The organism is Enterobacter sp. Cy-643 (assembly GCF_011752815.1).
Classification (GTDB): Bacteria; Pseudomonadota; Gammaproteobacteria; order Enterobacterales; family Enterobacteriaceae; genus Cedecea.
In genome coordinates this window covers 50,994-64,417 of record NZ_VWWV01000009.1, presented here as the reverse complement: position 1 = coordinate 64,417, position 13,424 = coordinate 50,994, and the positions used below count along the sequence as shown (strand labels likewise).

The window sequence follows — 13,424 nt, the reverse complement described above, 5'->3', positions numbered from 1 at the left end:
GGCGCGCAGACGCCCGGGGAATAAGACAAAAACGCAGTGCCATTTATTAGGGAAAAAATATGGGAAAATTACGGCCTGTTGCGTTATGGCTGGCTTGCGGTCTGTTTTCACTCCAGGCCTGGGCCGACGACGCGCCTACTTCTATTACGACTCAGGGTCTGGCTCAACAACAAGAGCTCCCCTCACTCGATGGCTCCACCGCCCTCCCGCTGAATGCCCCTGCGCCCGGAACCTTAACGCTGAACGACGCGGTCAACCGCTCCGTCACCTGGCACCCCAGCATTCGCGAAGCTATCGGCAAACTGTCCAGCCAGTCTGAACAGATTAACGTCGCCAAATCCAAGTACTACCCGCAGATCAGCGCCGGGATGAACAACGGCTACACCAATACCTACACCAACAGCGGCTACAGCCCGTCGCTGGTGCTATCGCTGTCGCAGATGCTCTACGACTTCGGCAAAGTGGCAAGCCAGGTCCGCGCGGAAACCGCCGGGGAAGCCCAGGCCCAGGCCAACGTGCTGGTGAGCATTGATACCGTGGGGCACGATACCGCCTCGGCGATGGTGCAGGTGCAGCTCTGGCAGCAAATGGTCGACATCGCCAAAGAGCAGTTGGACGCGCTAACCGCCATTGGCCGCCTGACTCAGGAGCGGAACGACCAGGGCGCAACCTCGATGTCCGACGTGGTGCAAACCGACGCGCGTATCGAATCCGCCCGCTCGCAGCTGATCCAGTACGAATCGAACCTCGACAGCACCCAGGCGACGCTGATGAGCCAGCTCGGCTGGACCAGCCTCAACAAAGTCAGCCCTGATTTCCCGCAGAAGCTGAATAACAGCTGCAACGTGGCGAAGCCGGACGACCGCCTGGTGCCCGCCGTGCTCGCAGCCTGGGCGCAGGCCAACGTGGCGCAGGCTAACCTCGACTACGCCAACTCGCAGATGACCCCAACCATCTCGCTGGAGCCGTCCGTGCAGCACTACCTGAACAACAACTATTCCGGCAGCGAAGTGCTGAACCGCACGCAATACTCGGCGTACATCCGCGTCGAAATGCCGATTTACCAGGGCGGTGGCCTGACGGCACGCCGCAACGCCGCCAGCCATGCGCTGGAAGCGGCGCAGTCCGGTATCGACCGGGTTCGGCTGGACGTACGCCAGAAGCTGCTGGAATCCCGCAGCCAGGCTATTAGCCTCGCCACCGCGCTCCAGGTGCTGCAGCGCCAGGAACAGCTGAGCGCCCGCACCCGTGAACTGTACCAACAGCAGTATCTCGACCTGGGCTCCCGCCCGCTGCTGGACGTACTCAACGCCGAACAGGAAGTCTTCCAGGCGCGCTTCGCCCAACAACAAACGCTGAGCCAGCTCCATCAACTGCAGCTTAACTGCCTGTACAACACCGGCAAATTACGCACCGCATTTGGTCTGGAACACCGCAACATCCAGTCCCTGGAGATTCAGCCATGAGCCAGACAGCCTCTCCCGCAGGGGAGTTTTTAAGCGAACAGGCCCTGACCCAATGGGCCCACGCCATCAGTTACGTCGCCGGGCACTACCGCGTGGTTTGCTCGCCCGGCACTATCCAGGCCAACGCCCCGTGGTTCAAAGACAAAACCAAAGTCGCCGCGCTGACCCAGCTTTCGCGCCAGGCCGGCCTTTCCTTCCATATGCTGGGCAACACCGAAAAAGCGATATCCCAGTGGCGGCTGCCGGTGGTGGTGGACTTAGCCAACGGCCAGATCGCGGTGATCGAGCAGTTTGACGGCGAAGACACCGTGGATATCTGTTATTTCGACGACGAACGCCACACCAACCGCCAGTCGCTCAGCAAGCTGCTGCCGGAGATCCGCTTTGTGGCCGCCCTGCGCCCGCTTTCGGCGCTGAAAGACAGCCGCGTCGACGCCTATATCTCTCGCTTCAGCCCGGACTGGATGAAAGAGCTGATCATGCTGGATATTCGCCCTTACGGCCCGGTGATGCTGGCGGCTTTTTGGGTGAACGTGCTGTCGCTGGCCGGGATCCTGTTCTCGATGCAGGTATACGACCGGGTGATCCCGGCTCAGTCATACCCGACGCTGTACGTGCTGGCGACCGGCGTGCTGATCGCCGTGGTGTTCGGCTTCATTCTGAAAGTCACGCGCAGCAACATCATGGACGTGCTGGGCAAGCGGGCCGACATGCGTATTTCGGATCGCGTTTTTAGCCACGCGCTGCGGCTGCGCAACAGCGCCGTGCCCCGCTCCACCGGCAGCTTTATTTCTCAGCTGCGCGAGCTGGAGCAGATCCGCGAGATGATCACCTCCTCGACCATCTCCACGATCGTCGATCTGCCGTTCTTTATCTTGTTCGTTGGGGTACTGGCGATCATCGCCCCGCAGCTGGCGTGGATCGCCCCGGTCGCCGCCATCGTGATGGTGCTGCCCGGCCTGCTGCTGCAGAAAAAGCTCGCCACGCTGGCCAACCAGGCCGCCCACGAATCCACCCTGCGCAACGCCGTGCTGGTGGAAAGCGTGCAGGGGCTGGAGGACATCAAGCTGATGCAGGCGGAGAACCGCTTCCTCCAGCAGTGGAACAGCTACATCCGCATTACCGCCGAATCCGGCCTGAAAACCCGCGAACTGACCCAGGGCTTAATCAGCTGGGGGATCACCATTCAGAGCCTGGTGTTTGTAGTGGTGGTGCTGTTCGGCGCCCCGCTGGTCATTGAAGGTGAAATGACCACCGGGGCCATGGTCGCCGCCTCCATGCTGGCCTCAAGGATGATTGCCCCGATGGCCAACCTGTGCGGCGTGCTCGCCCGCTGGCAGCAGGTCAAAGCCGCCAAACAGGGGCTGGACAGCATCATGCAGCTGCCGGTGGAAACCCAGCGCGATGAAAACCTGATCCACAAGGATATCCTCCACGGCCACTACCTGTTTGAAAGCGCGCAGTTCAAATACCACAGCGAAGATCCGCGCATTCCGCTGCGCATTGCCCGCCTTGAGATCCAGCGCGGCGAGCGCATTGCCGTGCTCGGGCGCAACGGTGCGGGCAAATCTACGCTGCTGCAGGCGCTTGCGGGCGGGGTCGATCTTGCCAGCGGCGAAGCCCGGCTCGACGATCTTGCGATGTCGCAAATCGACATGGCGGATCTGCGCCGCAACATCGGCTTTCTGAGCCAGAACGCGCGGCTGTTCTACGGCACGCTGCGGGAAAACCTCACCCTCGGCGCCCCGCACGCCAGCGACGAAGCGATCTTTGAGGCGCTGGACGTGAGCGGCGCGAGTAACTTCGTGAAGCACCTGCCCAAAGGCCTGGATCACCCGATCATGGAGGGCGGCAGCGGGCTTTCCGGCGGGCAGCGTCAGTCGATCCTGCTGGCGCGCATGCTGCTGCGCTCGCCCAACATCGTGCTGCTCGACGAGCCCACCGCCTCGCTGGACGACCATACCGAACGGGAATTTATTCAGCGGCTGAACCAGTGGCTCGGCCACCGCACGCTGGTCGTCGCCACCCACCGCGTGCCGGTGCTCGAACTGGTCGAACGCGTACTGGTGCTGAAAGACGGCCAGCTTGTGATGGATGCACCGAAGGCACAGGCGCTCGGCGCCGCAAGACCGGCACAGGCTCAGGCCCCGGCCGCCGCCCAGACACCACCGCGGGAGTGGAACAATGAAAACCAGTCAGCATGACGTCACCATGGATGACCCGGACATTCAGCGCGAAAGCGAATTCTCCGGGGCGAGCCGCATTATCCTGCTCATCACGCTGCTGTTTGTGCTGTTCGGCGTCTGGGCGTGGTTCGGCACGCTGGACGAAGTCTCCACCGGCACCGGGAAAGTGGTGCCCAGCTCCCGCGAGCAGATTTTGCAGTCGCTGGACGGCGGGATAGTCACCGAGCTGCTGGTGCACGAGGGCGACAAAGTGCAGGCCGGGCAAATCGTCGCCCGCCTCGACCCGACCCGCTCCGAGTCCAACGTCGGGGAAAGCACGGCTCGCTACCGCGCCTCTCTGGCCTCCAGCGCGCGGCTTTACGCGGAAGTGAACGACCAGCCGCTGAAGTTCCCGGACTCACTCAAAGCGTTTCCGGATCTGCTCGCCTCCGAAACACGGCTGTATAAAACGCGTCGGGCGCAGCTGAACGACTCCGAAGCCGAGCTGCGGGACGCGCTGACGTCGGTCAACAAAGAGCTGGATATCACCCAGCGGCTGGTGAAAAGCGGCGCGGCGAGCCACGTGGAAGTGCTGCGCCTGCAGCGGCAGAAAAGCGACCTCGGCTTAAGGATCACCGACCTGCGCTCGCAGTATTACGTGCAGGCGCGCGAGGCGCTCTCAAAAGCTAATGCCGAAGTGGACATGCTGGACGCTATCATCAAGGGCCGTGAGGATTCGGTGAACCGCATGACCGTGCGCTCCCCGGTGCGCGGCATCGTGAAGAACATTCAGGTGACCACCATCGGCGGCGTTATTCCGCCGAACGGCGAGATGATGGAGATTGTGCCGGTGGACGATCACCTGCTGATTGAGGCGCGGCTCTCCCCGCGCGACATCGCCTTTATCCACCCCGGCCAGCGCGCGCTGGTGAAAATCACCGCCTACGATTACGCCATTTACGGCGGGCTGGAAGGCACCGTGGAAACCATCTCCCCGGACACCATTCAGGACAAAGTGAAGCCGGAAATCGTCTACTACCGGGTGTTTATCCGCACCAACCAGGACTACCTGGTGAACAAAGTCGGCCACCACTTCTCCATCTCACCGGGGATGGTGGCCACCGTGGATATTAAAACCGGGCAGAAAACCATCGTTGAGTATCTGATTAAGCCGTTCAACCGCGCCCGCGAGGCGCTGCGCGAACGTTAATTGCCCCTCTATCCCGCTGGTGTTGAAGGAATTTTGTACGAATGGCACTCAGCGGGATTTCTCTTCAGACGGCTGGTCACGCACGTAATAAATCTGTTATACTCGCCGGTACACATTGGGGCTGATTCTGGATTCGACGGGATTTGCGAAACCCAAGGTGCATGCCGAGGGGCGGTTGGCCTCGTAAAAAGCCGCAAAAAAATAGTCGCAAACGACGAAAACTTCGCTTTAGCAGCTTAATAACCTGCTCTGAGCCCTCTCTCCCTAGCTTCCGCTCTTAAGACGGGGATCAAAGAGAGGTCAAACCCAAAAGAGATCGTGTGGATGCCTTGCCTGGGGTTGAAGCATTAAAACTAATCAGGATAGTCTGGTAATGGCGTGTCTGTCCGCAGTTGCCCGGCGAATGTAAAGACTGACTAAGCATGTAGTACCGAGGATGTAGAAATTTCGGACGCGGGTTCAACTCCCGCCAGCTCCACCAAAATTCTCCATCGGTGATTACCAGAGTCATCCGATGAAGTCCTGAAAGCCCGCATGGCGCAAGCCCTGCGGGCTTTTTTGTGTCTGTTGTTCGAGCACATCCAGCTAAATCCGGTGATTATTGGTATACGTTTAGGTATACGCTATGCCGTGGTTCATAAACATGTACCAATTATGGAAGGGAGCCAGGCATGGCACGTATCACACGCCCTCTCACTAATAACGAGATCCTTAAAAAAGTGCACTCTGCATGATGGTGACGGCCTGTTCTTACTCGTAAAAACCTCTGATAAAAAACTCTGGCGCTTCCACTATCAACGTCCGGTAATTTCGACCCGAAATACCGTGATGCCTATTCGGCACACATCCCGGCGGCGATTCTGGCGGTGAACAACAACCCGATGCGCTTCAGCGACCGCAGCGGCGGCGTATCACGCCGCCGGGTAATCCTGGCCTTCCCGGAGGTGATACCGGCAAAAGAGCGTGACCCGCAGTTGCTGGACAAAATCAGCACCGAGCTGGCCGTTATCATGCGCCACCTGATGCAGCGCTTCAGTCAGCCGGAAGAAGCGCGCGCACTGCTACAGGCGCAGCAGACGTCCGGCGAGGCGCTGGAGATTAAACGCCAGACTGATCCGCTGGTCGATTTCTGCGCCTATCTGAAGCCGATAAGCACCGCGACCGGTCTGTTTATGGGTAATGCCAATATTCACCCGCTGAATCCGAAGCGCTATCTATACCACGCCTACCTGTCGTTTATGGAGTCGCGCGGCCATCAGCACCCGCTGAGCCTGACCGCGTTCGGCCAGGCGGTGCCGCAGACGCTGAAGGAGTATGAGCGCATCCTGCTGAAGCGCAGGACAAATAACGCTATCCAGACCAACCTCGCGCTGCATGAGGACAGCGAGGCCGACTGGCTGCCAGCATGTAGCCAGTAATCCCCGCAGCAAACGAACCGGCTCAGGCCGGTTTTCCATGCCGGTATTATCAGGTACTCTTGCATCATGCATTACTGAGGATGATGCCGTTATCCGCCAGGGAAAGGACACCCGAAGAGATGATCACCAATACTACCCTTATCACTAAAATGCAGGCCGACCAGTTGCTGGCCGTGCGGCTGGAGAAGGCGCTCGGTGGCGTAAAAGACGCGGTGCTGGAGCAGGCAACCCGTATGCAGAAAGGTGCAACGCGGCTTGTGTATTACACCTCTTGTTTCACCGACAACTATCAGGACGTATGCGCGGGCCAGAAAACCGAAGACGTTCGCTTTCTGGAAGCACTGGTGCAATTGGTAAAACATCCTCACGTCATCAAAAAGATGCTGAAGATTTACGTGGATCTGCTGCTGCGCAACAGCCAGGAGCAGAATCGTATCCGACGTATTCAGCAGGTACTCATAAAGAAAGGCGCGAACATCGCCACCTCTTCCCTAATCAGTCAGGCTTTCAGTTCGGCCATCGTTGCCGCCATTGGCTACAGCTTTGGGGCTACCATCGCGATGGGTACTAAGCTTGCCAGGATTTCAGCGGCCTCCGTAACCATTGTCAGCTACTACGGCTATGTTCAGGAAGCAGCTGATGCAGCGCACAGGCTCAGGCTCAGGCTCTGGCTCAGGCTCAGGCTCAGGCTCAGGCTCAGGCTCAGGCTCAGGCTCAGGCTCAGGCAGCAGGTTCCCGTTTTCTACCAGGCACTTTACGCCATCATGCGGATAATCAGATGAGTAATTACTTCAGAACCTGGCTGCGACGGCAGCTCCGATTTTTTGCGAGCACCCTCATTCCTGCGGTGCTAATTATTGGTTTCGGAATGCTGGCGGTGACGTTCTGGCCATCTGTAGCTTGGGGGTCAACGGCCATTTTTGCTCTTATCGTTATCGGCCTGACCTTTTGGCTGGTTTAGGGTTTGCCAGCCTCTTATGGAACTTCTCCATCGGTGATTACCAGAGTCATCCGATGAAGTCCTGAAAGCCCGCGTGGCACAAATTATGCGGGCTTTTTTGTCTGTAAACATGCTAACGCTGCGACAAGAGGAATTAACTAAACCAACTCGCTTTTAGTCATTAAAAATCAGTTTGTTACGACTTGAAGTTTGATTGAGTGGCAACTCCTTACACTTGCGCACCTGCAAACGTCCCTAAAGCCCAAACCACCCACTCTTAATATTCTTCCAACGCCCAAAAATAATGCCTATCAACCCCCTCCGCACGCTCAAAAATAAAACCCTGTGAGAGATAAAATGCATTGGCCGGGCTTTCTTTTAGGGCGATCAACCGGATAGGTTTCTTTAAGGTACTGGCTTGTACCTTCAAGCCTTTCATCACAATGCTTCCGATTCCTTTCTCCTGAAATTGTTTTTTGATATAGAAGTGATCCAAATATAAATATTCAGGGTAGGTTCTGAGCACATAGAAACCAGCGACTTCGCCATCCAGGGAAAGGATGAAGGTATCATTTTCCTCGAATGTAGAGAGAAAACGATCTCGCGCTCTGACGGGATCAAACCTGTTCAGCGCTTCCAGGCTGGGACGCATTGATTCAACGCGTATATCAGCCAGCATCTGCGCATCATCGGAGGAAGCGGGATAAATATTCAGATCTGTTAGCGGCAAATTAACCAAGGATGTACCTGTTTTTATCAATGATTAACAAAGGCCAGAGAGAACGAATAGTAGGCGAAAAAAACAATTCCCCCCTGTAAATCTATCCATGTTTTTTCTGCGAGGCGCATTCCATTTCCCTCCCCTATTTCGCGGCCAGACAAGGTGCCGCGGTATAATACCGGCATGAAGTATGTAGCTATCAGCATTAAGAACAGAAGCAAAGAAGAAAAGCAAAGAAGAGAAGTAAAAGAAGCGCGATTAAGGCAGGCGGCAACCCGCCCTAACCGCTAATCACAGCCAACTAATACGGAGTTGACCATGACTGACGAGCATAATAAGCCAGAGAAGCACATCCCCACAACAACAAGGGCTTATACTGTGGGCTACATTCGGGATTCGAAAAAATTCCAGCCTTCGCCCGCCATAACGTTGAATGGGTTCTGGCTTGCAAAAGCGGGTTTTGATACGGGCACGAGCGTGGAGGTGCGGGTTCTGCCGGGCTGCCTGATATTAACGGCCAAAGAGCCGCAGCCGCCGGAGGAAGAGCCGGAGATCATGCAGACGCTTCGCAAGGTGTGTAAGTTTTCCGCCCGCAGGCAGAAGCAGGTCAAAGCGTTTATCGAGGACGTGATCGCTCCTAAGCCACCGATGCGTTAACGGCTAACCCTTGCCCCGGTGATTTGCCGGGGTTAATGAACTAAGTTTTACCGCAACGTTAATTTCACTTTAAATAACCCTGGAAATAAAAACCCTATTCCGGGTTTGGGCTTCTCTATTTAAAATATATTATTCCCTCCCGCCATAAGAATAAAAAAACTCACCATATTGCTGGCGCGCGCAAACGCTTAAACTACTCTAATGAGTATAAAAAACGATGATGGCCTGCTCTCACCCGATGAACAGAAATATATTCCGCAAGGAAGCCATAGAGCACACCCGCAGCAAATGGCTGGGTAAAGCTTTACTGATCTCCGGGTATCCCGCCTGGGTGGTGGTTTTACTCTCCGCCGCGTTTTTAATTATTTTGATAAGCCTGATGGCCTTCTCCAGCTACACCCGGCGGATTAACGTCAGCGGGGAAGTCATCACCCAGCCGCACGCCATCAATATCTTCTCTCCTCAGCAGGGTTTTATCACCCACACCTGGGTTAAAACCGGCGACAGCGTGGCCAAAGGCGACCATCTGTATCAGATAGATACCAGCCGCTCGACCCAGTCGGGCAACGTCAGCCAGAACTCTATCGCCGCCATCCAACAGCAGATCCAGCTTATCGGGGAAATAATCCTCAAGCTGCAGCAGAACAAGCAGAAAACCGAGCAAAACCTCAGGCAGCAGCTGACTCAGTACCAGACCGCGCACGAGAAGTCCCTGGCCCTGGTGGCGAACGCCGCCAAAGGCATGGAAGAGATGCGCCAGAGCATGGACAACTACGACGGCTACCAGCGCAAGGGCATGATCACCAAAGACCAGCTCAACAACCAGCGCTACCTCTATTATCAGCAGCAAACCGCCTACCAAAGCCTGAACACCCAGAGCATCCAGGAAAGCCTGCAGATCACCAACCTGCAAAGCGAGCTCTCCACGCGGGCGACGGATTTTGACAACCAAATCTCCCAGTACCAGTTCCAGCTAAGTGGCCTCAACCGCCAGCTGACAGAAGTGGACGGCGGCGGAACTGTGTTTATCGACGCCCCCAGCGACGGAAAAATCGACTCCCTGAGCGTCACCCAGGGGCAGATGGTCAACGCCGGCGACAGCCTCGCCCAGCTGGTTCCCAACGGGGGCGACGGCTACGCGCTAGTGCTGTGGCTCCCCAACAGCAGCCTGCCCTACGTCACGCCGGGGGACAGCATCAACATCCGCTACGAGGCTTTTCCCTTTGAGAAGTTTGGCCAGTTCCCCGGCAAGATCCTGTCGATTTCCAGCGTGCCCGCCTCGGCGCAGGAAATGGCGATGTACAACAATGTGCCCCGCCAGCCATCCGGCACCACCAGTCAGCCCTTTTACAAAGTGCTGGTCACGCTCGACCTGAACCGCCTCACCGCCAAAGACAACCCCCTGCGGCTCTCCAGCGGCATGAAGGCGGAGTCCACGCTATTCCTGGAAAAACGCCCCGTCTACCAGTGGATGCTCGCCCCTTACTACGACCTTAAAAAAAGCCTAACCGGACCCGTGCATGAATGAATCCGCTTTGAAAGACATGATGCATCAGCTGAACTTCAGCCTGCGCCGCAGAGTGCCCCAGGTCCTGCAAACGGAAGCGGCAGAGTGCGGCCTGGCTTGCATGGTGATGGTCTGCCGCTACCACGGCATGAACATCGACCTCTTCAGCCTGCGCCAGCGGTTTGGCATCTCCTCTCACGGCGCGACGCTGGCGTTGCTGATTGATATCGCCACCCAGCTGCGCCTGAAAAGCCGCCCGCTTTCGCTGGATCTGAACGAGCTGCGCGAGCTGAAAACGCCCTGCATTCTCCACTGGGACATGAGCCACTTTGTGGTGCTGGTCGCCGTCAAACGCTCGGGCTTTGTGATCCACGACCCGGGCTTTGGCCGCCGCGTCGTGGGCCTGGCGGAAATGTCCCGGCATTTTACCGGCGTCGCGCTGGAACTCTGGCCGGACAGCGAGTTTGCCCGCGTGACCCAGCGCAGCCGCCTCAGCTTCCGCACCCTGCTCGGCAACGTCGGCGGCCTGAAAGGCTTTTTGACGAAAATCTTCTGCCTGTCTCTGGTGGTGGAGGCAATCAACCTGCTGATCCCCATCGGCACCCAGCTGGTGATGGACCACGTCATCATCGCGGAGGATCATGACTTACTGGCGCTGATCTGCATCGGGCTGCTGTTCTTTACCTTGTTTCGCACCTTCGTCAGCATGCTCCGGGCCTGGACGTCGCTGGTGATGAATTCCCTGATTGAAGTGCAGTGGAAAGCAGGCATGTTCGACCACCTGCTCAAACTGCCTCTCGCCTATTTCGAGAAGCGTAAACTCGGCGATATCCAGTCCCGCTTTGGCTCCCTGGATACTATCCGCACCACGCTGACCACCAACCTGGTCAACGGCATCATCGACACCCTGATGTCGGTCGGCGTGCTGATTATGATGGTGCTTTACGGCGGCTGGCTGGTGTGGGTGGTGCTGGGCTTTACCGCGTTTTATATGGTGCTGCGCCTGGCCACCTACAACCAGTACCGCCAGGCCTCGGAAGAGAAAATTGTCAAAAGCGCGCGGGCCAATTCCCACTTTATGGAAACCCTCTACGGCATCGGCACGCTGAAAGCGCTGGGGCTGTCGACCACGCGCTCGCAGTACTGGCTCAACCTCAATATAGATACCGCCAACGCCAACATCCGCATCACCAAGCTGGATATGCTGTTCGGGGGCATCAACACTTTTATCGGTGCCGTCGATCAGATAGTGATTTTGTGGCTGGGCGCGCTGATGGTGATTAACGGCCAGATGACGCTCGGGATGTTCGTCGCCTTCAACGCCTATCGCGGGCAGTTCTCTGAGCGGGCGGCCAGCCTGATCGATATGATTCTGCAGCTGCGTATGCTCGGCCTGCACAGCGACCGTATCGCCGACGTGGTGTTTACCGAGACCGAAACCAGCCAGCCGCCGCGCAAGCTGCTGCCTAAAAATCAGCCCGCCAGCTTTGAAGCCCGCGACCTGGTCTTTCAGTACGACGCGCTTTCCAGGCCAATTTTCGCCGATCTGAACATCGCCGTCGCCGCCGGGGAAAGCGTGGCCATCGTCGGCCCTTCCGGGATCGGGAAAACAACCTTAATGAAGGTGATGGCCGGGCTGCTCGACCCCACCCGTGGGCAGATCCTGATCGACGGCCTGGACATTAGCAAAGTCGGGCTGAATAACTACCGCGACAGCATCGCCTGCGTGCTGCAGGACGACAAACTTTTTGCCGGGTCGATAGCCGACAACATCGGCAGCTTCGACAGCAGCAAAGATGCGGAGCGCATTGTCAGCTGCGCGCGGAGCTGCAATATTCATGACGAAATTATGAGCCTGCCGATGGGCTATGAAACGCTGATTGGCGAACTGGGGGGCAACCTTTCCGGGGGGCAGAAACAGCGGCTACTGATCGCCAGGGCACTTTACCGGCAGCCCAGTTTGCTGTTTCTCGACGAGGCCACCAGCCACCTGGATCTGGCCAATGAGGCGCATATCAATGCCGCTATCGCTGCGCTAAAAATAACCCGCATCTTCATTGCCCATCGCCCGTCGACAATCGCCAGCGCTAACCGGGTGATAGATTTAGGATAGTGACCAGCGGCTTAAATAAGAGGAGACATTCCTCTTATTTAAGCCAGGATTATAGTCATTAAATAGAAAAGGAAATTGCATAAACGAAAATATACAGCAGCACCCTTCCGGCGGCTGCCATATATTATGGGGAGTGTTTTAATCCCTTAAAATGCCGTTCCGTTATTCCATTGGGAAAAGCATCGCGTCCGCGATATTAACGCTTGGTGCTGCCGAACAGACCGGTGCCGCCAAGCAGGCCGCCCAGAATAGAACTCACGCCGCTAACCACGCTATTCACCACGCCACCCACAAGTTGGGTCACGCCATTGAGCACGCCGCCCACAACCGGCAGGCCGCTAACAATGCCGCCCACGGTGCCCAGCGGATCGCCCGCGCCGCCGAGCACGCCATCCAGTAAACCCGCACCGCTAACTGACTTAACTTCCTGAGTGGATAATTCTTTCATGATTTTCACCATAATAAAATAAACGGAAAGAAAGGTTAAAAGCTCTCGCGGATAGTGAGGCGGTAAAACAATGCATTCCCTACCCTGATATAATTTCTAATACAGGCCAGGCAAAAGATCAAACAACCATAAAACATTATTTTTTTATTTTTAATAGGCCTGTTTTTAACAGGCTTATAAATGTCACATTACTATCACGGTGATTACTTGAATAAGCATTTGTACAAAATGGAATATAGCAAAAAGGCGGGTTAACTATGTTATATATTGTATATAGGCAGGTTTATTTCATCGACTATATATTCATTCTGATTCAACAGTCTGAACGCCATTTTAATATGACTTAAATATTCATCCCCCAACCCGCCCTGATCAAAGGGCAGGCTGGAAGTAGACGTCTCTCAGGCCCCATAGCGGTTCCCGGTGTGCGCCAGCTGCCGGCGCCACACGCCCGGCGCGATGCCATACTGGCGCTTAAAGCTGCGGTTGAAAGACTGCTGCGAGTCAAAGCCGAGGGAGATCGCCACGTTCAGGATCGGCTCTTCGGTGCGGCTCAGGCGCTCGGCGGATTTCTTCAGCTTCTGCGCGCGGATGTACTCGCCCATGTTGTAGCCGGTGTGCTGCTTGAAGATCCGCTGCAGGTGCCACTTCGAGTACCCGGCCCGCTCGGAAACGGTGTTGATATCGAGGCGGCTGTCGAGGTGGGTATCAATCCAGCCGAGTAAATCGTGCATGAAGGCATCGGTGCTCATTGTCTCTCTCCCCTGCGGGTTTTGTTA

The 13,424-nt window shown here is 56.6% G+C and carries 11 protein-coding genes, 1 other RNA gene and 2 pseudogenes; 11 read left to right on the top strand and 3 right to left on the bottom strand.

Going from position 1 to position 13,424, the window contains the following annotated elements; all coding sequences use genetic code 11:
- The first annotated feature begins 59 nt into the window (after positions 1-59).
- The 8 genes and pseudogenes from F3J29_RS21345 (at position 60) to F3J29_RS21315 (ending at position 7,220) form a co-directional block, all read left to right on the top strand.
- Complete coding sequence (locus F3J29_RS21345) at positions 60-1,466, top strand: TolC family outer membrane protein (RefSeq protein ID WP_008458187.1); 1,407 nt, start codon at positions 60-62, stop codon at positions 1,464-1,466.
- Positions 1,463-3,670, top strand: coding sequence for a type I secretion system permease/ATPase (locus tag F3J29_RS21340; protein ID WP_166869084.1), 2,208 nt, complete (start codon positions 1,463-1,465; stop codon positions 3,668-3,670). Before F3J29_RS21345 ends, F3J29_RS21340 begins: the two co-directional genes overlap by 4 nt.
- 7 nt (positions 3,671-3,677) lie before the next feature.
- Complete coding sequence (locus F3J29_RS21335) at positions 3,678-4,841, top strand: HlyD family type I secretion periplasmic adaptor subunit (protein ID WP_166869139.1); 1,164 nt, start codon at positions 3,678-3,680, stop codon at positions 4,839-4,841.
- A gap of 117 nt (positions 4,842-4,958) precedes the next feature.
- Positions 4,959-5,322, top strand: a transfer-messenger RNA (tmRNA) gene (gene ssrA, locus F3J29_RS21330).
- Positions 5,323-5,512: 190 nt separating this feature from the next.
- A pseudogene (locus F3J29_RS22800) lies at positions 5,513-5,669 on the top strand (integrase); the annotation flags it as partial.
- A pseudogene (locus tag F3J29_RS21325) lies at positions 5,654-6,259 on the top strand (primase-like DNA-binding domain-containing protein); the annotation flags it as partial. The pseudogenes F3J29_RS22800 and F3J29_RS21325, both read left to right, overlap by 16 nt.
- A gap of 119 nt (positions 6,260-6,378) precedes the next feature.
- Positions 6,379-7,041, top strand: a complete 663-nt coding sequence (locus F3J29_RS22665) for a hypothetical protein (RefSeq protein WP_205246874.1) — start codon at positions 6,379-6,381, stop codon at positions 7,039-7,041.
- Positions 7,038-7,220 carry a hypothetical protein gene (locus F3J29_RS21315; RefSeq protein ID WP_166869083.1) on the top strand — a complete coding sequence of 61 codons (183 nt, stop codon included), beginning with the start codon at positions 7,038-7,040 and terminating at the stop codon, positions 7,218-7,220. The genes F3J29_RS22665 and F3J29_RS21315 overlap by 4 nt, the downstream gene beginning before the upstream one ends.
- 256 nt (positions 7,221-7,476) lie before the next feature.
- Here the strand turns inward: F3J29_RS21315 and F3J29_RS21310 are convergent, their stop codons facing one another.
- Positions 7,477-7,938 (bottom strand): GNAT family N-acetyltransferase, encoded by a 462-nt coding sequence (locus F3J29_RS21310; RefSeq protein ID WP_286175467.1) that lies wholly within the window; start codon positions 7,936-7,938, stop codon positions 7,477-7,479.
- 300 nt (positions 7,939-8,238) lie between these two features.
- Between F3J29_RS21310 and symE the strand changes: the two genes are divergently transcribed.
- From symE to F3J29_RS21295, 3 genes are all read left to right on the top strand, one after another.
- Positions 8,239-8,577 carry an endoribonuclease SymE gene (symE, locus tag F3J29_RS21305; RefSeq protein ID WP_166869082.1) on the top strand — a complete coding sequence of 113 codons (339 nt, stop codon included), beginning with the start codon at positions 8,239-8,241 and terminating at the stop codon, positions 8,575-8,577.
- 238 nt (positions 8,578-8,815) lie between these two features.
- Positions 8,816-10,105: an HlyD family secretion protein gene (locus F3J29_RS21300; protein ID WP_166869080.1), complete on the top strand. Its 1,290-nt coding sequence runs from the start codon at positions 8,816-8,818 to the stop codon at positions 10,103-10,105.
- Positions 10,098-12,197, top strand: a complete 2,100-nt coding sequence (locus tag F3J29_RS21295) for a peptidase domain-containing ABC transporter (protein WP_166869078.1) — start codon at positions 10,098-10,100, stop codon at positions 12,195-12,197. The genes F3J29_RS21300 and F3J29_RS21295 overlap by 8 nt, the downstream gene beginning before the upstream one ends.
- 196 nt (positions 12,198-12,393) lie before the next feature.
- On the opposite strand, the gene F3J29_RS21290 is transcribed toward F3J29_RS21295, so the two are convergent.
- Both F3J29_RS21290 and F3J29_RS21285 read right to left on the bottom strand, forming a co-directional pair.
- On the bottom strand, positions 12,394-12,645 hold the full coding sequence (locus F3J29_RS21290) for a hypothetical protein (protein ID WP_166869006.1): 252 nt from the start codon (positions 12,643-12,645) through the stop codon (positions 12,394-12,396).
- A gap of 401 nt (positions 12,646-13,046) precedes the next feature.
- On the bottom strand, positions 13,047-13,397 hold the full coding sequence (locus F3J29_RS21285) for a helix-turn-helix domain-containing protein (RefSeq protein ID WP_166869076.1): 351 nt from the start codon (positions 13,395-13,397) through the stop codon (positions 13,047-13,049).
- Positions 13,398-13,424: the final 27 nt, after the last annotated feature.